Annotated in this window: 18 protein-coding genes and 1 pseudogene; 9 read left to right on the forward strand and 10 right to left on the reverse strand. The window is 50.4% G+C overall.

Annotation, left to right across the window (positions count from 1 at the left end):
* Window positions 1-130: 130 nt before the first annotated feature.
* The gene (gene cysS, locus E8E00_RS03975) at window positions 131-1,528 is read left to right on the forward strand and encodes a cysteine--tRNA ligase (RefSeq protein ID WP_096629359.1); all 1,398 of its coding nucleotides are present in this window, start codon (window positions 131-133) and stop codon (window positions 1,526-1,528) included.
* A gap of 141 nt (window positions 1,529-1,669) precedes the next feature.
* On the opposite strand, the gene E8E00_RS03980 is transcribed toward cysS, so the two are convergent.
* Both E8E00_RS03980 and E8E00_RS03985 read right to left on the reverse strand, forming a co-directional pair.
* The gene (locus tag E8E00_RS03980; protein ID WP_096629357.1) at window positions 1,670-2,518 is read right to left on the reverse strand and encodes an ion transporter; all 849 of its coding nucleotides are present in this window, start codon (window positions 2,516-2,518) and stop codon (window positions 1,670-1,672) included.
* 103 nt (window positions 2,519-2,621) lie between these two features.
* The gene (locus E8E00_RS03985) at window positions 2,622-3,260 is read right to left on the reverse strand and encodes a YchE family NAAT transporter (RefSeq protein ID WP_069587323.1); all 639 of its coding nucleotides are present in this window, start codon (window positions 3,258-3,260) and stop codon (window positions 2,622-2,624) included.
* Between the two features lie 582 nt (window positions 3,261-3,842).
* Here E8E00_RS03985 and adhE point away from each other — a divergent pair.
* Window positions 3,843-6,551 carry a bifunctional acetaldehyde-CoA/alcohol dehydrogenase gene (adhE, locus tag E8E00_RS03990; protein ID WP_077640077.1) on the forward strand — a complete coding sequence of 903 codons (2,709 nt, stop codon included), beginning with the start codon at window positions 3,843-3,845 and terminating at the stop codon, window positions 6,549-6,551.
* Window positions 6,552-6,743: 192 nt separating this feature from the next.
* On the opposite strand, the gene E8E00_RS03995 is transcribed toward adhE, so the two are convergent.
* The 8 genes and pseudogenes from E8E00_RS03995 to E8E00_RS04030 form a co-directional block, all read right to left on the reverse strand.
* Window positions 6,744-7,397, reverse strand: a complete 654-nt coding sequence (locus tag E8E00_RS03995) for an SDR family NAD(P)-dependent oxidoreductase (RefSeq protein ID WP_168174044.1) — start codon at window positions 7,395-7,397, stop codon at window positions 6,744-6,746.
* Window positions 7,398-7,661: 264 nt separating this feature from the next.
* A complete protein-coding gene (locus E8E00_RS04000; RefSeq protein WP_069591043.1) occupies window positions 7,662-8,174 on the reverse strand; it encodes a VC2046/SO_2500 family protein in 513 nt (170 codons plus the stop codon).
* A 116-nt stretch (window positions 8,175-8,290) separates the two neighbouring features.
* Complete coding sequence (locus E8E00_RS04005) at window positions 8,291-9,298, reverse strand: alpha-L-glutamate ligase-like protein (RefSeq protein ID WP_096629351.1); 1,008 nt, start codon at window positions 9,296-9,298, stop codon at window positions 8,291-8,293.
* 46 nt (window positions 9,299-9,344) lie between these two features.
* Window positions 9,345-10,844: pseudogene (locus tag E8E00_RS04010) on the reverse strand (inactive transglutaminase family protein); the annotation flags it as partial.
* Between the two features lie 9 nt (window positions 10,845-10,853).
* Window positions 10,854-11,645: an ATP-dependent zinc protease gene (locus tag E8E00_RS04015; RefSeq protein WP_240531904.1), complete on the reverse strand. Its 792-nt coding sequence runs from the start codon at window positions 11,643-11,645 to the stop codon at window positions 10,854-10,856.
* Window positions 11,646-11,941: 296 nt separating this feature from the next.
* Window positions 11,942-12,913: a tRNA 5-methoxyuridine(34)/uridine 5-oxyacetic acid(34) synthase CmoB gene (gene cmoB, locus E8E00_RS04020; protein ID WP_096629344.1), complete on the reverse strand. Its 972-nt coding sequence runs from the start codon at window positions 12,911-12,913 to the stop codon at window positions 11,942-11,944.
* Window positions 12,914-12,935: 22 nt separating this feature from the next.
* The gene (cmoA, locus tag E8E00_RS04025) at window positions 12,936-13,664 is read right to left on the reverse strand and encodes a carboxy-S-adenosyl-L-methionine synthase CmoA (RefSeq protein WP_077455422.1); all 729 of its coding nucleotides are present in this window, start codon (window positions 13,662-13,664) and stop codon (window positions 12,936-12,938) included.
* Between the two features lie 103 nt (window positions 13,665-13,767).
* On the reverse strand, window positions 13,768-14,646 hold the full coding sequence (locus E8E00_RS04030) for a DUF72 domain-containing protein (protein ID WP_077640096.1): 879 nt from the start codon (window positions 14,644-14,646) through the stop codon (window positions 13,768-13,770).
* 271 nt (window positions 14,647-14,917) lie between these two features.
* On the opposite strand from E8E00_RS04030, the gene aspS reads away from it, so the two are divergent.
* The 7 genes from aspS (at window position 14,918) to cydB (ending at window position 23,168) form a co-directional block, all read left to right on the forward strand.
* Window positions 14,918-16,693, forward strand: a complete 1,776-nt coding sequence (aspS, locus tag E8E00_RS04035) for an aspartate--tRNA ligase (RefSeq protein WP_096629342.1) — start codon at window positions 14,918-14,920, stop codon at window positions 16,691-16,693.
* Between the two features lie 198 nt (window positions 16,694-16,891).
* Window positions 16,892-17,638, forward strand: coding sequence for a YebC/PmpR family DNA-binding transcriptional regulator (locus tag E8E00_RS04040; RefSeq protein WP_069591057.1), 747 nt, complete (start codon window positions 16,892-16,894; stop codon window positions 17,636-17,638).
* The gene (ruvC, locus tag E8E00_RS04045) at window positions 17,639-18,160 is read left to right on the forward strand and encodes a crossover junction endodeoxyribonuclease RuvC (protein WP_069591060.1); all 522 of its coding nucleotides are present in this window, start codon (window positions 17,639-17,641) and stop codon (window positions 18,158-18,160) included.
* Window positions 18,161-18,302: 142 nt separating this feature from the next.
* Window positions 18,303-18,932, forward strand: a complete 630-nt coding sequence (gene ruvA / locus E8E00_RS04050; protein WP_096629339.1) for a Holliday junction branch migration protein RuvA — start codon at window positions 18,303-18,305, stop codon at window positions 18,930-18,932.
* 3 nt (window positions 18,933-18,935) lie between these two features.
* On the forward strand, window positions 18,936-19,949 hold the full coding sequence (ruvB, locus tag E8E00_RS04055; RefSeq protein WP_069591064.1) for a Holliday junction branch migration DNA helicase RuvB: 1,014 nt from the start codon (window positions 18,936-18,938) through the stop codon (window positions 19,947-19,949).
* Between the two features lie 487 nt (window positions 19,950-20,436).
* Window positions 20,437-22,020 carry a cytochrome ubiquinol oxidase subunit I gene (gene cydA, locus E8E00_RS04060; protein WP_198532181.1) on the forward strand — a complete coding sequence of 528 codons (1,584 nt, stop codon included), beginning with the start codon at window positions 20,437-20,439 and terminating at the stop codon, window positions 22,018-22,020.
* Window positions 22,021-22,031: 11 nt separating this feature from the next.
* Window positions 22,032-23,168: a cytochrome d ubiquinol oxidase subunit II gene (gene cydB / locus E8E00_RS04065; RefSeq protein ID WP_096629336.1), complete on the forward strand. Its 1,137-nt coding sequence runs from the start codon at window positions 22,032-22,034 to the stop codon at window positions 23,166-23,168.

The raw sequence follows: 23,168 nt of genomic DNA on the forward strand, positions 1-23,168 counted from the left end.
GATCGTAGACAACAATTCGGGCAAGACAGCCTGTTGCGTGTCTGTCGTGCTTGCGTCAAGCAGGTATAAAAGGTGTAATAGTCCATTCATTCTAATTTTGTCACTATCGTAACGAGTAACCAAAACCACTATGTCGACGCCAACTAACACGTTAAAGATATACAACTCATTGACGCGAGAGAAAGAGATCTTTCAACCCATCACGCCGGGAAAAATCGGCATGTATGTCTGTGGGGTGACCATTTACGATCTTTGTCATATCGGTCATGGGCGTACTTTCGTGGCGTTTGACATGATCTCACGTTATTTGCGCCATCGTGGTTATGACTTAACGTTTGTCCGCAATATTACCGACATCGACGATAAAATTATCAAACGTGCGGCGGAAAACGGCGAAAGCTGTGAGTCACTGACTGAGCGTTTGATCAGTGAAATGCATCAAGACTTTGATGCGCTCAACATGGCACGCCCCGATATTGAACCGCGCGCCACCGACTACATTGATGAAATTATCTCGCTAGTCGAAAAGTTGATTGAGCGAGGCTTTGCTTACGTTGCAGACAATGGCGATGTGATGTTCGAAGTCGCGAAATTTGACGATTACGGCAAGCTATCCAAGCAAGATCTTGAACAACTGCAGGCCGGTGCCCGTGTGGATGTGGAAGCCGCGAAGCGTAGCCCTCTCGATTTTGTGTTATGGAAAATGTCTAAGCCGGGCGAACCAACTTGGGAGTCGCCATGGGGAGCCGGGCGTCCGGGCTGGCACATCGAGTGTTCAGCGATGAACTCTGCGATTTTAGGTGATCACTTTGATATTCACGGTGGCGGCTCTGACTTGCAGTTCCCTCACCATGAGAATGAAATTGCACAGTCTTGCTGCGCGCACAACACCCAGTATGTGAATACGTGGATGCACAGTGGCATGGTGATGGTTGACCGTGAAAAGATGTCCAAATCTTTGGGGAACTTCTTTACTATCCGCGACGTGTTGGCGCACTATGATGCCGAAACCGTGCGCTACTTCTTGCTGTCCGGTCACTATCGCAGCCAGCTCAATTACAGCGATGAAAACCTCAATCAAGCCCGTTCAGCGCTCGAGCGTCTGTACACTGCACTGCGAGGGCTCGACGAGGCAACACCAGCCGGTGGCGATGAGTACGTGGCACGCTTTGAAGCGGCGATGGACGATGATTTCAACACGCCAGAAGCCTACTCCGTGCTCTTTGATATGGCGCGTGAGATCAACCGCTTACGCGGTGATGATATGGCAGCGGCATCCGCACTGGGTGCGCAAATGCGTAAATTGGCGTCGGTTCTTGGTTTGCTTGAGCAAGATGCCGATAGCTTCTTGCAAGGCGATGCAGGCGCGGACGATGAAGTGGCAAAGATTGAAGCCCTCATTCAAACACGTAATGACGCCCGTAAAGCCAAAGACTTTGCGGCTGCCGATGCGGCGCGCGATGCGCTCACCGCGATGGGCATTGTGCTAGAAGATGGTCCTCAAGGCACCACTTGGCGTCGTAAGTAAGCCAAAGCGTATCTCCCTCGAACGACTCACCCAAAAAACGGAGCCCCAAAGCTCCGTTTTTTCTTATCCGAATCGCATGCTTTTATTGGCACTCATGTTTTACTCGCGATAGTGGCGGTGCTATTCAAATCAAAGCAGCTGTTACAGTCCGGGTGTCACCACGCGTTTGTCGGCTTCCGGCAGCTCACTACCGCAATGCTTACAAAATGATGCATCGGATTCATGACCGCTTTTTGAACAATTCGGACATTTTACTAAGTTGCGATGCAGTGACATCTGCTGGCCAATCTCAGCGGTGATGATCCCGGTAGGCACGGCAATGATCGAGTAGCCCATCAACATGGTGAATGACGCCAAGGCCTTACCTACATCGGTTTGCGGCACTATATCACCATAGCCGACCGTGGTGAGGGTGACAATCGCCCAGTAGATGGCATAGGGAATACTGGTAAAGCCGTTTTCTGGCCCTTCAATCACATACATGAGTGCGCCGAACACGGTGACTAGAATTGCCACAGAGAAAAAGAAAATCATCACCTTGCGCGACGATAGCATCATTGAACGGAGTAAGATGTTGGAGTCTTCCAAAAAGCGCATCAACCTCAGAACCCGAAAGATACGTAAAACCCTTAGTAGGCGTACGACCATTAAATAGGTGGTGCCGGGAACAAAAATCGCGATATAGGTCGGCAAAATTGCAAGTAAATCGACGACACCATAAAAGCTACGCGCGTAAGCAGAGGGACGAGGAGAGCAGTAAAGGCGCAGTATGTACTCAATGGTAAAGATGCCGGTAAAGCCCCACTCAATCCAATACAACCAGTTGGACCACTTAGCGTGAAAGCTAGCAATCGACTCCAGCATCAGTACCACCATCGAAGCGAGGATCAGCACGATCAACGCGATATCAAATGCTTTTCCATGCGGTGTGTCAGTGCCAAAAATGGTGGTATATAAATAGCGTTTTACTCGGTTTTGCGCGTCGGCCATAAGAGGTCCTTGCTATGAATGACACTGATATTGGGCCGAAAAAAAACCGGCACTGCAACCTTTGCTGCGTGCCGGTTATACGTAACTGTGGCTCGGATTACATTTAGCTCAGTCCGGGGAACAACGCCCGCATTCCTGAGGCAATAAACTCAATGCCTAACGAGCCTAGAATAAGGCCCATGATCCGAGTAATGACGTTGATGCCCGTTTGGCCGAGAAAGCGCACTACCGCAGGACCCACTCGGAACAGTCCCCAAATGCCTGCGGCAAATATCACTAAGGTGCCAATCAGTGTCAGCGTGCTCCACGTATCCGGGTATTGAGAGCCGTAAACAATGGTGGAGCTGATCGCGCCCGGGCCAGCCAGCAAAGGCATCGCCAGCGGCACTACACCGACTTGTTCCCGACTGATCGACTCAGACTGCTCTTGCTTGTTTTGCTTACCTTCGCCGAGCTTCCCGTTCATCATGGTAAAAGCAATACTCAGCAATAGCATGCCTCCCGCCACGCGGAACGAGTCCAGCGAAATACTGAACAAATCCAACAACATTTGTCCGGCCAGCAAGGAAACAATCAAGATGACGGCGACGGCGATCGCGGCAGTATAGGCCGTGCGATTGCGTTCTTGTTCATCGAGATGGGCGGTCAAGGTGACAAAAACGGGCATGATACCAATGGGGTTAACAGCGGCAAAAAGCCCGACAAAAAACTGTACGAAGATCATGGGGTCGAAGGCTGCCATGGCGACTCTCGTGATGCGGTGAGGAAGTCCAGTTTCTCTCGGGTTAATGGTTGCGTCAGTATAGCGAGCTCAGCCCAAAAACCAACCGCTTGAGCTTGCATTTTATGCATTTACTGATTGCGTTTCTTTAAACGGATTTTTTGATGTGCGACAGGTGGCCGATCACTGTCACGCAACTTTCTCTCAGCAAACTATACTGAGGGTCGAGTGACGTGGACATAAATAACAACTTTAGCGGCTATTTGTTGAAAATTTCATACAATACCCGCCTTTGGTACTGAGATGTAATGTAAATTATATGTTGCGTTGGTGAAAAATTTAGACACATACGCAGTGTGCTACAAAAATAATAAACCCAGTAACAATGGGGATTAAACGCAGAGATTATTGATATTGATTTGATAACAAATGATCGAGATCAAGTTGTTGATGCTGTGAAAATTTATACTCAGTTTTGAAAGTTATTTACTAAATGCCACGCACCAAACCGCGTCGCTAACTGTCAGAAACATCGGTTAGCCCGCAACAATGCTGCGGCAAGCAATTACTAAATGATTTTCAAATATGAACCAGGAGATGACTATGCCTGTCACTAATATTGCTGAACTCAACGCCATGGTTGAGCGTGTCAAAAAGGCACAAAAAGAATTTGCCACCTACTCACAGGAGCAAGTTGACAAAATCTTCCGTGCAGCCTCGCTTGCCGCGAACAATGCGCGTATCCCTCTGGCCAAACAAGCTGTTGAAGAGTCAGGCATGGGTATCTTGGAAGACAAGGTAATCAAAAACCACTTCGCGTCTGAGTTTATTTACAACAAATACAAAGATGAAAAAACCTGCGGCATTCTAGAAGAGAATGACGAGTTCGGCACCATCACTATCGCTGAGCCTGTAGGCCTTATCTGTGGTATCGTTCCAACCACCAACCCGACCTCTACCGCGATTTTCAAATCACTGATTTCTTTGAAAACCCGTAACGGTATTATCTTCTCGCCACACCCACGTGCGAAAAACTCAACCAATGATGCGGCTAAACTTGTGCTGGAAGCAGCGGTTGCAGCAGGTGCACCGAAAGACATCATCGGCTGGATTGACCAACCTTCAGTTGAGCTTTCTAACGCATTGATGAAGCATGATGACATCAACCTGATCCTTGCGACCGGTGGTCCAGGCATGGTTAAAGCGGCTTACTCATCAGGTAAACCTGCGATTGGTGTAGGTGCGGGTAACGTGCCGGTCGTGATTGACGAAACAGCGGATATCAAACGTGCGGTTGCATCTGTATTGATGTCAAAAACCTTCGATAACGGTGTGGTCTGTGCATCAGAGCAAGCGGTTATCGTGATGGACGAAGTGTACGACGAAGTGAAAGAGCGTTTTGCTTCTCACAAAGCTTATGTCCTGAGCAAAGCTGAAGCAGACAAAGTGCGTAAAGTTATCCTGATTAACGGTAACCTGAACGCAGATATCGTTGGCCAGCCAGCTACCAAGATTGCCGATATGGCCGGTGTGAGCGTACCGTCTGACACCAAGGTACTGATCGGCGAAGGCCTTGAAATCAGCATCGAAGAAGAATTTGCTCACGAGAAACTCTCGCCAACCTTGGGTATGTTCCGTGCGAAAAGCTTCGAGCACGCCGTGGATATGGCATGCAAAATGGTAGAAATGGGCGGTATCGGTCATACCTCTGGCCTATACACCAACCAAGACGTTAACCAAGATCGCATCAAGTACTTCGGCGACCGCCTGAAAACAGCGCGTATTCTGGTGAACATCCCAACCACTCACGGTGGTATCGGTGACCTGTACAACTTCAACGTTGCACCATCACTCACACTGGGTTGTGGCTCTTGGGGCGGTAACTCGATTTCTGAAAACGTTGGGCCTAAACACCTGATGAACAAGAAAACTGTTGCGAAGCGAGCTGAGAATATGCTGTGGCACAAACTACCAAAATCTATCTACTTCCGTCGCGGCAGCCTGCCAATCGCGCTGAGTGATTTGGAAGACAAGAAACGTGCGATGATCGTGACTGACCGCTTCTTGTTCAACAATGGTTACTCTGACGATATCGAAAAAATGCTCAAAGCGCAGGGCATGGATGTGACCACCTTCTTTGAAGTGGAAGCCGATCCAACTTTAAGCGTGGTACGCAAAGGTGCCGACGCGATGAAGAGCTTCCAGCCAGACGTGATCATTGCCCTAGGTGGTGGTTCACCAATGGATGCAGCGAAAATCATGTGGGTTATGTACGAGCACCCTGAAACTGCGTTCGAAGAGCTAGCAATGCGCTTTATGGATATCCGTAAACGTATTTACAAGTTCCCGAAAATGGGTAAAAAAGCGGAGCTGGTTTGTGTAACGACCACATCAGGTACAGGCTCAGAAGTGACGCCGTTTGCGGTTGTCACCGACGACGAAACCGGTGCCAAATACCCACTGGCTGATTACGAGCTGACACCACAGATGGCGATTGTTGATGCCAACTTGGTAATGAACATGCCGAAGTCTCTGACTGCCTTTGGTGGTTATGATGCGATTACGCACGCTTTGGAAGCTTATGTGTCAGTACTGGCAAGCGAATACTCTGACGGTCAAGCGCTACAAGCACTGAAACTGCTGAATGAGTATCTACCAGCGAGCTATGCACACGGTGCGAATGACCCAATTGCACGTGAAAAAGTGCACAATGGTGCTACCATTGCCGGTATCGCGTTTGCTAACGCCTTCTTGGGTGTGTGTCACTCAATGGCGCACAAAATCGGTGCTGAGTTCCACTTACCACACGGTCTTGCTAACGCACTGCTGATTTCAAACGTGGTTCGTTTCAACGCCAATGACAACCCAACCAAACAAACTGCGTTCTCACAGTACGACCGCCCACAAGCACGTCGTCGTTATGCAGAAGTTGCGGATCACTTAGGTCTGTCTCAAGACGGTGACCGCACAGCGCAGAAGATTGAGCGTCTCCTCGCTTGGTTGGAAGAAATGAAGCTGAAACTGGATATCCCTGCGTCTATCCAAGCGGCCGGTGTCCCAGAAGCTGACTTTATTGCCAAACTTGATGAGCTTGCGGAAGAAGCGTTCGATGACCAATGTACTGGTGCGAACCCACGCTACCCACTGATCAAAGAGCTGAAAGAAGTGCTGTTGGCTTCTTACTACGGTAAGCCATATGTTGAAGGTGAAACTTTCGAAGGCACCACGGTTATCAAGAAAAAAGATGACCAACCAGCGGCAGCGCCAACCAAAGCGGGCGCAGACAAAAAAGGTGCGAAAGCAAAAGCCTAATCGCGACGCTTTCACCGAATAAAAATCAAGACCCGCCTCGGCGGGTCTTTTTTTGTGTGTTTAATGGCTTAACCTAGCGGGGTGAACATACGTCTCAGTATCAGGCCTGAATCGGGATCTTGAATACAGAGCGCTTCGCTTAAGGAATACGGACGAGCCGCGTTCATACTCACATCGGGACGTTTGCTCTTTCTATCCACTTGCCTCTAATAATCGGCCGTTAAAAGAGTCGTTGGAGACGATGTATTCCGCATTGCGAATCAGCTCGTCATCCATTCCACCGTTTGCGCGATTTAGCGTGCGTCCGCGAGGAACAATACCGCCAACGCGGATTTTGAGCCCAGACAATTCTTTGGCCCACCGCTGAGTGAGCCCTCCAATCATGGCATTGGCGACGGTATCTGGGGTTAAATGATGGCCGGCGACATTAATAATCACACCGGGGCGTCCACGCTGTTGCATACAAACGGCGGCGCGTTGCACGACGACGTAATAATGTGAGGTGGAATCGGCGACCGTTTGTGGTATATCACCCAAATTTCCATTATCCAAAAGACTAGGCAGTATATCGCCTTGCCAGTGATTGATGAGCACATCAATACCACCAAACAGTGTGACGATTTGAGCAAAGGCATCATTGATGGATTGAGGCTGATAATCGGCTAAACAGATCGGCTGGATCCGGCCGGGATAATCTCGGCACTGATCGGCGCTTAGGCGTAGCGTCGGCCACTCGGTATCAAGCAGTACGACATCGGCACCTAATGAGCAAAAATGTTCAGCCATGGCACGCCCGGATGGCGAGCCGCCTGCTGTGATGACGACCACCGCGTTATCTATCTTCATGGTCATTTCCTCAATCACATCAATCCTTTACGAAAAATCACTTTCTCTACAATATGTTACGAATTTCATTCACGAGAAAGTGACAACTTACCCCCAGCTTGTTCAAGCGTGGGAAGTTAATACTGGTACAGAAATACGCGGGGTGCGCAAAAAATGTTCAAAACAAGTGGGTAAATTGGGGATCGATTGCTCGGAATATATAGAGGATCACATTTTGGAAAAGGATCGCTATTTATCGTCGGGATCGACTTGCGATCTTGGTGGTTATGCGCTCACACGCATTTTGTCTTGGCAGTGTGCGGTGGTGAGATTTTCATACAAGGTCGTCGGGTTGAGTGAGAGTCGTGCTGACTCGCTATCTGCCAATTTACGACGCTGGTGGCCAGATAAATTGTGATAGACCGCCTCATCAAAGCCGTGAGTGCCTTGGGGCGGGTAGTGCATGGCAGCAGGTGCGAGCTGAAAGCGCAGATGTGCACTGGCAATCCCGCCACGGTGAAAGGCATCAGCTTGCGCACCAGCACGAACGTAATCCTCTTCATTACTGGCAGACAACGGCTGAGGTGGGGCAAGCTGAAATTGACGACGTAAAACCTCGTCATTAATGGTCTTTTCGTCAAGCGGTGAGAGTGGCGTTGACTCATTGGCATCACCGGACATCAGGGCGAGCATCAACGCAAAATCAGAGCGACGTCCTTGCGTCACTGCATGATTCAGATTGTCTCCAAACTGCACATCACTGATGATGCGTGCTTTGTCGATGGTGTGCACTGTCACTGTGGGCGCCTTACCTTAAGTATCAAACCAATGCGTCGGTTACTTTGGTTATCGGCAAGGCGCAGAGAACTTTAGTTTTTTTTCGCCGATTGAGCGTTTTAGGGCGATTTAACCTTTTAGCTGACTTTCGCTAACCGCGGCTTCAGGGGCTGAGTTTGTTGGCCGGCAAAGTGACGCATGGAAAACTCAACGCGCGCTTCGGGTAACGGTGGATAGCGACATGGCGGTAAAGACTCGATCAACCGCAGTCGGGGCAACAAGCCACAGCCATTGGCGATTTGAATCGCAAGCCCGGGGCGGGCATTTAACTCTAACACCATTGGGCCTTTGTCTTTATCAAGCACCATATCGGTGCCCATGTAACCGAGCCCAGTCATCTCCCACGCACTGGCGGCAAGGGTGAGCAATTGCTGCCAATGTGGGACCCTAAGCGTATACAAGTCTTGGTGCGTATCAGGGTGGTGAGTGATGGGGCTGTTAAATTGCACCGCTTTTAATGCATGACCGGTCGCAAGATCCAGCCCAACCCCAACCGCGCCTTGGTGCAAGTTAGCCTTACCGTCTGACGCTGAGGTTGAGAGACGCATCATCGCCATCACAGGATAGCCTTGAAACACAATCACACGAATATCAGGCACGCCTTCATAACTAAAGCCGCTAAAGCTGTCATCGAACGCGATTAAGTTCTCGACCACCGCCACATCGGCTTTACCACCGAGGGAAAACAAGCCCGCCAAGGTGTTGGTAATATGGCGCTCAACATCGTCATGACTGACTTCTTTGCCGGAGGCTTTAAAATAGCGCCCTTGGTGATTTTGCGTGATCACCATGATCCCTTTACCGCCAGAGCCTTGGGCCGGTTTAATCACAAAGCCCGGCCAGTTTGCGACCATGGCGTGAATGCGTTTAACATCCGCTTGGCTATCAATCACACCAATCAAGTCCGGCACCGTCGCGCCGGCTTGTTGTGCAATCAGTTTGGTTTTGAGCTTATCATCCACCAGTGGATACAAGCGTCTATCGTTGTAACGACCAATATAACGAATATTACGTTGGTTCATGCCCATCACGCCCGCTTCATTGAGACGGAAGGGTGACGCCAGTTTAGCGAGGAGTGTTCGCATCATCACCTCCCGAGGTGGGCGCAAGGCCGAGACTTTTTTCATTAGCAGCAAGTGGGCGGAAGCGCTTCAGCTCAGAGAGGCGATAGCCCGTGTAGTTACCCAGCATTAAGATCAGGGCCAGAATCACTAACTGCACACCAATGAAATTAAAGGTCAGATGGCGAACTAACTCATTGGTCATCGCGAGATAGACCAGCACAGCGGTGAGGAGCGAGCCGCCGCCTTGAATAACCACTTCTTTGGCGCCTTCTTCTTCCCATAGAATCGACATTCGTTCAATCGTCCATGACAAGATGATCATCGGGAAGAAGGTAATGGTTAGTCCTTCGATTAGGCCGATGTGGAACGCAATCACACTGAACACGGCGATAATCAAAATCACGGTAATAATCACCGCGGAGATTCGCGCTACCAGCAATAAGTTGAGCCGGGAGAGATAACTTCGGATCACCAAGCCCGTACCGACAATCAGTACAAAGCCAACAATGCCGGTGATTAATTGGGTTTGTACAAACGCGACCGCAATTAGTACGGGCATAAAGGTGCCAGACGTTTTTAAGCCAACAATGACCCGCAAGAACACCACAATTAGCGCGCCAATTGGGATCAGCATGATGGTTTTGAACATCGCTTGCTCTTCAATCGGCAAGCTATGAATCGAAAAGTTGAGCAGATCGTCGGCGTTCACTTTGGCGGTGGTCGCCTGCTGCGGGCTGATATCCTGAGAAATGATTGAGAAGTTGACATGACTGTGCTCACCGCCTGTCACTTCCAGCAAAGGACCGCCTCGTTGGTTCCATAGGAGAACGTCGTCGCGATGGCCATTTTGTCCGGTAGTGAGATCGAATAAATGCCACTGTGTGTCTTGCCACACTTGGATCATTGGTGAGATGCTTTGGCGACGGCGACCGTCTTCTAACTTCAAACCACCCACAATGCGGGCATGGATCCCTTCTAGCGCCAATGTCTTTTGAACCGCATCTGGCTTATCAAAGGCGTTAAGCAACAATGCCGCGTTTTGGCTGTCGGTGCTGTTAAATTGTTTGATCAGTTCACGGGTCAGGGTGATGTTATCCGCCGAGCGGGCGCGAGCACGGTCGAGTAAGGCGAGCGCAGCGTTTTTAGCCGCACTGTCCATTACCGGGGCTGCAACGGTGTCGTGCTCCGGTGGCGTCATGGTATAGCGAGCACTGTCATCCACCAGCATTTGGTTTTTGAAATAAAGGGTTTGTTCGCCGGTGGCGGTGCGTGTTGACCATTGCGCTTGACGGCCGTAGTCGGTATCAAGCAAAGAAAATCCATAGCCAGATGACGAGGTGCTTTCGTCAATCAGAGTCAGGCCGGGTTGGCTATCGGGCGCGGCAAGATTCACCTTCACCGGCCCACCGGTGGCATCAAAATTGATGCGTGCTTCAATCTGCCACACTTGGCGAGTTTCATCAGCGAGCCATGGCACGCCATAAACCATATGACGGTATGCGCTTAACGCTATACCCGCCAAGACCAGAAAACCGATTAAAAAGTAAAATGGAACACGTGAAACCATAAAGGTGACCTATTTTTGGTTAGCGTCGTTACTGCTAGCATCCGGTTGCGTTTCAGGCTCGTACTTGGGATGAATATGCTCTTGGCTGACATCGACCACCGCGAGATCTTTGAAGAACTCTCGGCCCAGTAGGACGGGATATTCCATGTTGGTGCGATCAGCGAGCGTAAATTGGGTTTTTTCGTGGATACTGCCGACACGGATCCAAGCTTCTACAACTGGACGGCGGTCGGTTTTATCGGTGGAAGATTGGCGAATACGCACCCAGCGCTTCACCGGCATTTCCATAAACACGGGCTCGTCATTATTTTCGCTATGGTTAACGTTAAACTTCACCCAAGTATCACCATCGCGTTCAAATTCTTGAATATCCACTGCATTCAATGAAGATGTTTCTGCGCCGGTGTCAACGCGAGCTTGGAAAGTGCTTTCTACCGCGTCAAACCATACCCATTCACGGGCACCCAACAAGACTTTATCGTCGTTGACCGGGACACGAACCACTTTCTCTTTCACCTTCACTTCCGGTTTGGCCTCCGCCATGTTGGCGTACACTTTCGCTTGGGTGCGCTGCATCACTTTCAGTTGGCTTTCGATCGCACTGATTTTGTCAGACAAACGAGAAAGCGCATCATCATGATTCGATAATGACGTGGATAGATTTTGCTGTTGCTGATTGGTTTGTGCGGCAACATGGTCAATTTTGTCCAATGTTTCTTGGTGTTGGTGCTGTGAGGTGAGGGTACAACCTGACATCGTTAACAAGAGCGCACTAATCAGTGAGCAGCGAAATAACATCATAATCTCCAACCGGTGCAAAAATGGCTCAGCTGCGCTTTGGTCAAGGCGCTGAACGGTGAGCGCAAATTCTAATCGATGCGGCGAAGATGGGTAGGGGTATTCTGTCAAAAGTTAGTCAGGATTGACTGAGTGATGGTTTTATCGACGTTTTCTGTCACTTTTTGCCCGTTATCTTTTTGATCTGGATAGAAAATATGGCGTGAACGGGAAAGAAAGTCGAGGCGGTTAAATAATGCTCTGCTTGCTGAACGTCAAGCCAAGGTGCGCCTCTTGTCAAACCAAGAGGCGCACAATCATTAATCAGGGTTACGTGCGACCAAAATGGCACGTTTAGGGGCGGGATAGCCTTCCACCGTAAGATGCGGATTGGCAGGGTCAAGGTAATCGGGCAGCGAATTATGGGTCATCCACTCGGTGCTACGTTGCTCGTCAGTGGTAGTCACACACTCATCGACAATCCGAATGTCTACGAAGCCGACCTTTTCGAGCCAGACTTTCAGTGCGCGCGCAGAGGGGAAGAAATACACATTACGCATTTGTGCATAACGATCAGTCGGAACCAACACTGCGTTTTCATCGCCATCGATCACTAAGGTTTCCAACACCAGCTCGCCATCTTTACGCAATTGATCTTTAAGTTGGATCAGATGATCGAGCGGGGAGCGGCGGTGATATAACACACCCATACTAAACACGGTGTCGAATGCACGCAGGGCTGGTAGCTTTTCGATTCCCAAAGGCAGAAGGTGGGCGCGTTGGTCGTTGCCCATCAAGCGACGTATGGCATCGAACTGCATCAAGAAAAGTTCTGATGGGTCAATACCGACGGTCAGTGCTGCGCCTTCTCCCAGCATACGCCACATGTGATAGCCATTACCACAACCAACATCCAAGATGTAACGGCCTTTGAGTGGCGAAATATGAGGAAGCACACGATCCCATTTCCAGTCGGAGCGCCATTCGGTATCAATATCAATGCCATGCACCTGATACGGCCCTTTGCGCCACGGATGGAAGCTACGTAATAAGTTTTCGAGCTTTTTGCGTTCACCGGACGGCAGACTTTGGTCATCGCCAATACGTACCGCGTCTTTCAGCTCAACCGTCTCGGGCGTGGTGGTTGGGATCTTATTAAGCACCTTAATCCACTTCGGCATATCGCCATGCGGCTGGTTTTGCCACTCCGCTAATTGGGCCGGAAGAACCTCCAACCAGTGGCTTAGACGGTTTTTGGCAATAAGCTGATAGAAATCAGAAAAATCAAACATGAAACTACTCGTACCGGTTGGCTTACTTGATGGCTAGCATAGAGCCGAAGTTAAAACACTGGAACCACATGGCAACACTACTAAAACCGATATCACTTAATCGGGCTTTGTGGGTGCCAATGCTGTCTGGACGCATGACGTTTTCAAGGGCGCTACGCTTTTGGCTAATTTCCAGCTCGCTGTATCCATTGGCACGTTTGAAGTCGTGGTGTAGGTCAATCAAAAGCTCGTTGGCGGTGTCATCATCAAAGCAGTACTTTTCCGATAAAATCAGGATGCCACCGGGATTAAGTCCTTGGTAAATTTTGCTTAACAAGGCTTGGCGGTCGTCAGGACTTAAAAATTGCAGGGTAAAGTTGAGCACAACCATAGACGCATTTTGGATCTCGATATCTCGAATATCCGCTTCTTTGACCTCTACGTCAGCAGCACCACGGTATGCGTTCACATGGAGGCGACAGCGTTCGACCATCGCCGACGAGTTATCTACCGCGATAATCTGGCAGCTTGCGTGTTCGATATGGCGACGCATCGATAAGGTGGCCGCGCCCAATGAACAACCCAAATCGTAGATATTGGTATTTGGCTTGGCAAAACGCTGTGCCAACATCCCAATCGCCGAAATGATATTGCTATAACCCGGTACGGATCGTTGAATCATATCCGGAAAGACTTCGGCGACGTTCGCGTCGAAGGTAAAATCACCCAGTTTTTCAATGGGCGCCGCGAAAATTTTATCCTGATTAGCCATGAGAGCCCCTACAAATCAGCCAATGCCCAGCAGTAAAAGCGGCGTATTGTAGTGAATTTTTCCCCGTCTGTCTTTATTCTGCCTTGCCATTGTCCCTGGGTGATTACAGCAGCGAGAACTGCTGTGACTGTGCCGCGCGTTGCACACTCGCGAGAGGGGTTGATAATTCAAGGCGTTGGTAGAGCGCTGCGGCAAGCGCAGGAGCCTGATCATTATCTGAAGTGTGGATCATTAAATAAGGTGTTTTCCCTTCATTCATCCAGTGCTGCAATTTGGCGATCCACGGCGTAAAGAACGCGGCATTTTCATCGAGAGAGGGGTGACCGATAAAGCGCACCATGGGCGCTTCATGGGTGGCGATCGCATGAACCGGCACGCGTGGCTTTTTCTGTTGTGCGTCAATAATCGCCGGCGAGTCCGGTTTGGCGGCGAACACGGGGCGGCTGTCCATGATCACCCGATTCGCCTTCTGCTCGAGTAGCAGGCGATTCAATTGACGCTCGGCGTCGCCTTTGGCAAAAAATGCTGGGTGACGGACTTCCACGCCAACCGAAAAATCCGCGGGTAGTTGCTGTAAGAAAGTAGCCAATGCCGGCAAGCCTTCGGGACCAAAACGGGCAGGGAGTTGGATGGTCCATTGCCCCACCTTTTCATGGAGCGGCGCCATCAGGGTGATGAAATCTTGCGTCAATGTCTGCGCATGGCGCAACTGGCACTGATGGGTAATGGTTTGCGGAAATTTAAAGGTAAACCGAAACGCATCCGGCGTAGCCGCAGCCCAATTGGCAACTGACGAGCTCGAGGGTGAGGCATAAAAGGTCGTATTGCCTTCAACCGTATTAAACACCTCCGCATAGCGCGCTAAACGATCGGCCGTTTTGGTGCCCGGAGGATAAAAGTGATGTTGCCAGCTGGGGTGGGACCACTGTGTCAGCCCAAGGCGTAGGGGTGGTACGGAAACGTGATTTAACGTCAGGGACATGGCTTGGCTTTTATCGGTCAATCGAGATGGTGATAGCCTAATCGGAAGTGCGCCAAAAAACCATTCATCGGCCAAACAGAATAAAAAAGCGCGATCGCTTTACCAAGGGAGGGGCTTTTCCTTTATAATGGCAGGTCTTTGACAGTAACGGCACCAATGGGGGCGTACCGTCAGGTACGACAGACGCTGTTACCCGAATTCCCCTCAGTATTTGGCAGGCTTGTGCCCAAGGGGGCAAGCGGAATAATCAGAATCAGATCAGGAATACTCTATGCGCACCCAATATTGTGGTCACCTGAATAAAGCCCATGTCGGGCAAGAAGTAAGTCTTTGTGGTTGGGTTAACCGTCGTCGTGATTTGGGCGGATTGATTTTTATCGATATGCGAGACCGTGAAGGGCTCGTACAGGTCGTGATCGATCCTGATATGGGTGACGTTTACGAGCAAGCGAACAAGCTACGTAACGAATTCTGTATCCAAATTCGCGGTGAAGTGCGTGCGCGTCCAGACAGCCAAATCAACCGTGATATGGCGACCGGTGAAGTTGAAGTTGTGGCAACTGGATTAGACATTATCAACCGCAGTGCCCCGCTACCGATCGATTTCAACCAATTCATCTCTGAAGAACAGCGTTTGAAGTACCGCTATCTTGACCTGCGTCGTCCAGAAATGAGTGACCGCATCAAATTGCGTGCGAAAGCGACCAGCTTTGTCCGTCGTTTCTTGGACAGCAATGACTTTTTGGATATCGAAACGCCGGTATTGACCAAAGCAACGCCAGAAGGCGCGCGTGATTACTTGGTCCCTAGCCGTGTGCATAAAGGCAGCTTCTATGCCTTGCCACAATCGCCTCAGCTGTTTAAGCAGTTGTTGATGATGTCTGGCTTTGACCGTTACTATCAAATCGTGAAGTGCTTCCGTGATGAAGACTTGCGCGCTGACCGTCAGCCAGAATTTACCCAGATCGATATCGAAACCTCGTTCATGAGCGCCGAGCAAGTGCGCGAAGTGACCGAGAACATGATCCGCGAAATGTGGCAGTCGCTGCTTGACGTCGACTTGGGTGCCTTCCCAATCATGAAATATGAAGAAGCGATGCGTCGCTTTGGCTCTGACAAACCGGATCTGCGTAACCCGCTTGAAATCGTCGATGTGGCGGATCTGGTCAAAGACGTTGAATTTAAAGTCTTCTCAGGCCCGGCAAACGATGAAAAAGGCCGCGTTGCCGTCATTCGTGTACCGGGCGGTGCCAGCCTGTCTCGCAAGCAAATTGACGAATACACCAAGTTTGTGGGTATCTATGGCGCCAAAGGGCTTGCATGGCTGAAAGTCAATGACCGTGACGCGGGCTTGGACGGTGTTCAGTCACCGGTAGCGAAATTCCTTAATGCGGACGTGGTTGAAGGGATCCTTTCACGTACTGAAGCACAAACCGGTGATATCATCCTGTTTGGCTCAGATAAAAAGTCGGTAGTCACCGAAGCGTTGGGCGCATTGCGCGTGAAGCTTGGTCTGGATCTCAAACTGACAGACACCCAAGCATGGGCACCGCTGTGGGTGGTTGACTTCCCAATGTTTGAGGAAGACGACGAAGGTAACCTTCATGCAATGCACCACCCATTCACCGCGCCAACTGACGTGACCCCAGAAGCGCTGAAAGCGAATCCGGCAGCAGCGAACTCGAATGCTTACGACATGGTTATCAATGGCTATGAAGTGGGTGGCGGCTCGGTGCGTATCCACAACCCAGAGATGCAAGCGGCAGTATTCGAAACCCTTGGTATTGGCGAGCAAGAGCAGCGCGAGAAGTTTGGCTTCTTGCTGGATGCACTGAAATTTGGTACTCCACCACACGCAGGTTTGGCGTTTGGTATGGACCGTTTGGTGATGCTGCTGTCGGGTACTGAAAACATTCGTGACGTGATTGCTTTCCCGAAAACCACGGCAGCGGCTTGTTTGATGACAGATGCGCCTAGCATTGCTAACGAAGCGGCGCTTGAAGAACTGGCGCTGAGCATTACTGCGGCGGCGGAACAAAGCGAGTAACGTCATCCAGAGACGATAAGTCCGATCACGGGCAACAGCGTTTGCCCGTTGACCCCATGACTAAGCGCGATGCCTATCTCGCGGTATGGCCTTAGCATGCGGGAATTTTCATCAACGCGCCTCCGACTGCAAAGCCAAGGCGCGTTTTTTCTTATTACTCCTTTCACGTGAGGGGAGCGCAAAAAACGGAGAGTCGATATGGCAGGTCACAGTAAGTGGTCGAACATTAAACACCGTAAAGCCGCTCAAGACGCGAAGCGCGGTAAGATTTTCACCAAACTAATCCGAGAAATTGTGGTGGCAACCAAAGAAGGTGGCCCCGAAGCAGAAACCAATCCTCGCCTGCGTGCCGCGGTGGATAAAGCGCTGTCTAACAATATGACCCGTGACACCATCAATCGTGCGATTTCGCGTGGTGCGGGCGGTGATGGCGACGACAACATGGAAACGGTGATCTACGAAGGCTACGGTCCGGCAGGGACGGCGGTGATGGTAGAATGCATGACTGACAACCGTAACCGTACCGTGTCTGGTGTGCGTCACGCATTCTCAAAATCAGGCGGTAATCTGGGTACAGATGGTTCGGTGAGCTTCTTATTCGAGAAAAAAGGCGTGATCACCTACGCTTCAGGGCTTGACGAAGATGCGGTGATGGAAGCTGCATTGGAAGGGGGAGCCGATGATGTGGTGACTTACGACGATGGCTCGATGGATGTCTACACCACGCCAAATGATTTCGGCAATGTAAAAGATGCCTTGGACAAAGCGGGTTTCGAGGCAGAGCGTGCTGAAGTCACACAAGTGCCGTCGACCAAAGCGGAGCTGGATGCGGACACCGCCCCTAAGCTATTGCGTCTTATCGATATGCTAGAAGACCTTGACGATGTGCAAGAAGTCTACCATAACGGTGATATCTCCGACGAAGTGGCAGCGAGCTTAAGTTAAATGGCAATCATACTGGGCATTGACCCAGGTTCGCGGATCACCGGCTATGGCGTGATCCGCCAACAAGGCCGGCATTTGGAGTACCTTGGAAGCGGCTGTATTCGCACCGACAGTGAGGATTTACCCGGCCGGCTGAAGCAAATTTATGCGGGGGTGAGTGAAGTGATCACCCAATTTCAGCCGGATAACTTTGCGATTGAGCAAGTGTTTATGGCGCGTAATGCCGACTCCGCGCTGAAGCTGGGTCAAGCTCGCGGTAGTGCCATTGTCGCTGCCGTGAATGCAAACTTACCGGTGTCAGAATATGCGGCCCGTTTGATCAAACAAGCCGTCGTGGGGAAAGGCAGTGCGGATAAAAAGCAGGTGCAGCACATGGTCACCCATATGTTGAAACTCAATGCTACTCCACAAGCCGATGCTGCCGATGCGCTTGCCGTGGCGATTTGTCATGCGCATACCTATCACACCATGATAGCGATGGCAGGCAAAGCCAGCTCTGCGCGTCGCGGGCGGTATCGTTGACTCCCTGACGTTCTCATCGCATTCGGTGAGAGCGTCTTTTCTCCTCAAATCGAGCATTTGTCTCATCTCTCCGCCCTAAGACTGGATATAGATCCAGTTATTATTTATCCTTGTCGACAAAGTAAAAAACTGAGAGCACATTGTGATAGGCCGATTACACGGAACCCTGCTAGAAAAGCAGCCCCCTGAGATTTTGATTGATGTGAATGGCGTTGGCTATGAAGTGAGTATGCCGATGAACTGTTTGTATCAATTGCCCGAAGTCGGTGAGGTGGCCACTATTTATACTCATTTCGTGGTGCGCGAGGATGCGCAGCTTTTGTTTGGCTTTAGTGGTAAACGTGAGCGTGCCTTGTTTCGAGAAGTGATTAAGGCCAATGGCGTCGGACCCAAGCTGGGCTTGGCGATTTTGTCCGGCATGACGGCTCACCAGTTTGTCGATAGTGTTGAGCACAACGATGTGTCTACCTTGGTCAAAATTCCTGGCGTGGGTAAGAAAACGGCAGAGCGACTAGTGATTGAAATGCGCGATCGGTTGAAAAACTGGGAAGCGTTTGATCTCTTTACGCCTTATACCGACGCCGCCGATGGAAGCGGCGCACCGACGCGTCAGTCGCCGACCACTGTCTCATCTGCTGCTGACGAAGCAGTGAGCGCGCTGGTGGCGTTGGGCTATAAAGCCGCGCAGGCTGAGAAAGTGGTGAAACAAATCGCAACCGACGAAATGAGCAGTGAAGACGTCATCCGACACGCACTGCGTTCAATGGTGTAATCCATGATAGAAGCTGATCGTTTAATCTCCGCGCAAGCCAATCATGATCGGGAAGAAGACGTGATTGACCGCGCGATTCGTCCCAAATTATTGGACGATTACCAAGGGCAAGATCATGTCCGTGATCAAATGGAAATCTTCATCCATGCCGCACGTAAGCGACAAGAGGCGTTGGATCACCTGTTGATTTTCGGCCCGCCGGGGCTCGGGAAAACCACTTTGGCAAACATTGTCGCCAATGAAATGGACGTTAATATTCGTACCACCTCAGGTCCCGTGTTAGAAAAAGCCGGCGATTTAGCGGCACTTTTGACCAACCTTGAACCGCATGATGTCTTATTCATTGATGAAATTCACCGTCTAAGCCCAGTGGTTGAAGAAGTGCTTTATCCGGCGATGGAAGACTATCAATTAGACATTATGATTGGTGAAGGACCAGCGGCACGCTCCATAAAGATTGATTTACCACCGTTTACCTTGGTTGGTGCGACAACACGGGCAGGCTCCTTGACTTCGCCACTGCGCGATCGTTTCGGGATCACCCAACGGCTTGAATATTACAATGTGCATGACTTAACGGGGATCGTAAAACGCAGTGCTCACTGCCTCGCGCTGTCGATGGAAGACGAAGGCGCAGTAGAAGTAGCACGCCGCTCTCGCGGGACACCACGTATTGCGAACCGACTGTTGCGCCGTGTACGAGACTATGCCGAAGTGAAAGGCAGCGGCCACATTTGCGCGGATATTGCGCAACGAGCACTAGATATGCTGGATGTGGATAGCCAAGGGTTCGATTACATGGACCGTAAGCTACTCAATGCCATCATTGAAAAGTTTGATGGTGGACCGGTTGGGTTAGATAACTTAGCGGCCGCGATTGGCGAAGAAAAAGACACCATTGAAGATGTGATTGAGCCGTATTTGATCCAACAAGGCTATTTGCAGCGCACGCCGCGAGGTCGTATCGCCACCCAACGTGCATACCTGCACTTTGGCTTTGATCTGCCGCAGCCCTAAAACAGGTCAAGCAAAATAATTGATAAATCGCCCCATTGGCCGCCAACCAATGGGGTTTTTTGATCTAGATTAAGGTTATGTAGCACGTGACCCCGTATTGTGGCGACAACTGCCCGTGTCAGTCGCATCGCGTGAGTGAGAGCTAGCTTCAAAGGCTGCGCCATCATCATCGCTTTTCTTTGTGGTTAATCACATTTTTATAAATTATCGTCATTGGCATGCTGGTTTTGCAGCTTGCTCGACAAACCGATAACGACAAAGTTAACGACAACACATTGTGCGTATAACATTAGCAATAGCTTAATTAGATTTATTTTAACTATAAAGCAACGTTAGCGTTTCAAGCGTGTAACAAGCGAGCGGTTATTGAGAAAGTGTGTGTGGCTTTCCCCGCGTCAGCAGTGGTGACAACTGCGCGCAGGGTGAGAAAGAAAAACGAACGATACCTCGTATCGGCACCGAGAAACGGTGTGAAGGAGTGACCATGATTACCGATATCGTCGATTTATCGCGGCTGCAGTTTGCGCTAACCGCGATGTATCACTTCCTGTTTGTTCCCTTAACACTCGGCATGGCATTTTTGCTGGCCATCATGGAATCCCTGTACGTGATGACCGACAAGCAAATCTACAAAGACATGACCAAGTTTTGGGGCAAATTGTTTGGTATTAACTTTGCGCTCGGTGTGGCAACAGGCCTCACCATGGAGTTTCAGTTTGGTACCAACTGGGCGTACTACTCCCACTATGTAGGAGATATTTTTGGGGCCCCACTTGCCATTGAAGGACTGATGGCCTTCTTCCTTGAATCCACTTTTGTGGGCCTATTCTTCTTTGGTTGGGACCGGCTCAGTAAGCGCCAGCACCTGATGGTGACTTGGCTGGTGGCCTTAGGCTCAAACTTTTCTGCGCTTTGGATCTTGGTGGCTAACGGTTGGATGCAAAACCCAGTCGGCGCTGAGTTCAATTTTGAAACCATGCGAATGGAAATGGTTAGCTTTGCCGAGGTGGTCTTTAACCCCGTCGCCCAAGTGAAGTTTGTCCACACCGTCGCGGCTGGTTACACCACCGGCGCGATGTTCGTATTGGGCATCAGCGCTTACTATCTGCTAAAAGGGCGTGACTTGGCGTTTGCTCGCCGCTCGTTTGCGATTGCCGCGTCGTTTGGTATGGCGGCTATCTTGTCAGTGATTGTGTTGGGTGATGAATCTGGCTATGAGCTTGGCGATGTACAAAAAGTGAAGCTGGCCGCCATTGAAGCGGAGTGGCATACCGAAGAAGCGCCGGCGGCGTTCACGGTACTCGGTTTGCCGAATCAAGAAACCATGCATACTGACTATGCGATTAAAATTCCGTATGTGATGGGCATTATCGCCACTCGCTCGCTGGATAAAGAAGTGACAGGTCTGCGTGATTTGGTGACTGAACACGAGCTGCGTATTCGTAATGGTATGGAAGCTTATGCATTGCTTGAAAAATTACGTGGCGGTGAGAAAACACCAGAGAACATCGCAGCCTTCAATGAAGTGAAAGGCGATCTTGGCTATGGGCTGCTGCTAAAACCCTATACCGATAAAGTCGTAGATGCGACAGAAACCCAGATCCAGCAAGCCGCGCAAGACTCAATTCCACACGTTGCGCCTTTGTTCTGGAGCTTCCGCATCATGGTGGCCTGTGGCTTTGCGATGTTGTTTATCTTCGGCATGAGTTTCTGGCAAACCACCCGTCAGCGTATTGGTGAGAAGCCATGGCTGCTAAAACTGGCGATGATCGGTATCCCGCTTCCTTGGATTGCTTGCGAAGCTGGCTGGTTTGTTGCCGAATACGGCCGTCAGCCTTGGGCGGTGGGTGAGATCTTACCTGTGCACATGGCAGCTTCAAACCTGGCTGCAGGCGATATCATTTTCTCGATGATCGCTATCTGTACCTTATACAGCTTGTTCTTGGTGGCAGAGCTTTATCTGATGTTCAAATTTGCGCGTCTAGGGCCAAGTAGCCTAAAAACAGGACGCTATCACTTTGAGCAGCAAGGCAACCGAGAAGCGGACTTTAGCCGTCAGATTGAAGCATAAGGAGAGACAGCATGTTTGATTATGAAATTTTACGGCTGATCTGGTGGGTCCTCATCGGGGTGCTACTGATTGGTTTCGCCGTAACAGACGGCTTTGATATGGGCGTCGGCGCGCTGCTTACGGTGATCGGTAAAACCGACAGTGAACGTCGTGTGATGATCAACTCGGTGGCGCCGCACTGGGACGGAAACCAAGTGTGGTTGATTACCGCAGGGGGCGCGCTGTTTGCCGCTTGGCCTTTGGTCTATGCAACTTCGTTTTCGGGCTTTTATGTCGCGATGATCATCACTTTGGCGGCATTGTTCTTCCGTCCAGTTGGGTTTGACTATCGTTCTAAGATTGAAGATACCCGCTGGCGAACGCTGTGGGATTGGGGCCTCTTTGCGGGTGGATTCGTGCCACCGATTATCTTCGGGGTGGCATTTGGTAACTTGCTGCAAGGCGTGCCTTTCCAGCTCAGCGATCTGTTGATCCCAACGTACACGGGCAGCTTCTTTGCGCTGCTTAACCCATTTGCCTTGGTGTGTGGCCTAGTGAGCTTAGGCATGATTGTGTTGCAAGGTGCGACATGGCTGCAAATGAAAACCACAGAAGCACTGCATGAACGCGCACGTGCTGTCGCGCAAATCAGTGCATTGGCAACCACGGTTTTGTTTGTACTTGCTGGTTTTTGGATCCAACACATCGATGGCTACGTGATTGTGGGCGAGATTGCCAAACAAGCCCAATCCAACCCACTGGTTAAAGAGGTTGCGGTACAAAGTGGTGCGTGGATGCAAAACTATCAAGCTATGCCAATCTTGTGGCTTGCGCCGTTAGCCGGTGCGCTGATGCCGCTGTTGGCACTGATCGCATCGCGCGTTGAGCGCGGTGGTTGGGCGTTCCTGTTTTCAAGCCTGACCATTGCCGGTGTGATCCTGACGGCAGGCATTGCAATGTTCCCCTTCGTGATGCCATCAAGCACCTTCCCAGGCCATAGCTTGACCTTGTGGGATGCCACCTCAAGCGAACTGACCCTGTCTATTATGACGGTGGTGGCGTGTATCTTTGTTCCCTTGATTTTGTGTTACACCCTGTGGTGTTACATCAAAATGTTTGGTCGCTTAGATGCCAAGTTTATTGAAGATAACAAACACTCACTGTACTGA

It is taken from the genome of Salinivibrio sp. YCSC6, from assembly GCF_004916735.1.
Lineage (GTDB): Bacteria > Pseudomonadota > Gammaproteobacteria > Enterobacterales > Vibrionaceae > Salinivibrio > Salinivibrio proteolyticus.

Bases quoted from the DNA above. Each gene is read 5' to 3' on its own strand.
- ruvB (WP_069591064.1), top strand. From the start codon at position 18,936: ATGATAGAAGCTGATCGTTTAATCTCCGCGCAAGCCAATCATGATCGG.
- E8E00_RS04030 (WP_077640096.1), bottom strand. From the start codon at position 14,646: ATGTCCCTGACGTTAAATCACGTTTCCGTACCACCCCTACGCCTTGGG.
- E8E00_RS03985 (WP_069587323.1), bottom strand. From the start codon at position 3,260: ATGGCAGCCTTCGACCCCATGATCTTCGTACAGTTTTTTGTCGGGCTT.
- aspS (WP_096629342.1), top strand. From the start codon at position 14,918: ATGCGCACCCAATATTGTGGTCACCTGAATAAAGCCCATGTCGGGCAA.
- E8E00_RS04005 (WP_096629351.1), bottom strand. From the start codon at position 9,298: ATGCGAACACTCCTCGCTAAACTGGCGTCACCCTTCCGTCTCAATGAA.
- E8E00_RS04040 (WP_069591057.1), top strand. From the start codon at position 16,892: ATGGCAGGTCACAGTAAGTGGTCGAACATTAAACACCGTAAAGCCGCT.
- cydB (WP_096629336.1), top strand. From the start codon at position 22,032: ATGTTTGATTATGAAATTTTACGGCTGATCTGGTGGGTCCTCATCGGG.
- E8E00_RS03980 (WP_096629357.1), bottom strand. From the start codon at position 2,518: ATGGCCGACGCGCAAAACCGAGTAAAACGCTATTTATATACCACCATT.
- cmoA (WP_077455422.1), bottom strand. From the start codon at position 13,664: ATGGCTAATCAGGATAAAATTTTCGCGGCGCCCATTGAAAAACTGGGT.
- E8E00_RS04015 (WP_240531904.1), bottom strand. From the start codon at position 11,645: ATGATGTTATTTCGCTGCTCACTGATTAGTGCGCTCTTGTTAACGATG.
- adhE (WP_077640077.1), top strand. From the start codon at position 3,843: ATGCCTGTCACTAATATTGCTGAACTCAACGCCATGGTTGAGCGTGTC.
- cysS (WP_096629359.1), top strand. From the start codon at position 131: ATGTCGACGCCAACTAACACGTTAAAGATATACAACTCATTGACGCGA.
- E8E00_RS03995 (WP_168174044.1), bottom strand. From the start codon at position 7,397: ATGAAGATAGATAACGCGGTGGTCGTCATCACAGCAGGCGGCTCGCCA.
- ruvC (WP_069591060.1), top strand. From the start codon at position 17,639: ATGGCAATCATACTGGGCATTGACCCAGGTTCGCGGATCACCGGCTAT.
- cmoB (WP_096629344.1), bottom strand. From the start codon at position 12,913: ATGTTTGATTTTTCTGATTTCTATCAGCTTATTGCCAAAAACCGTCTA.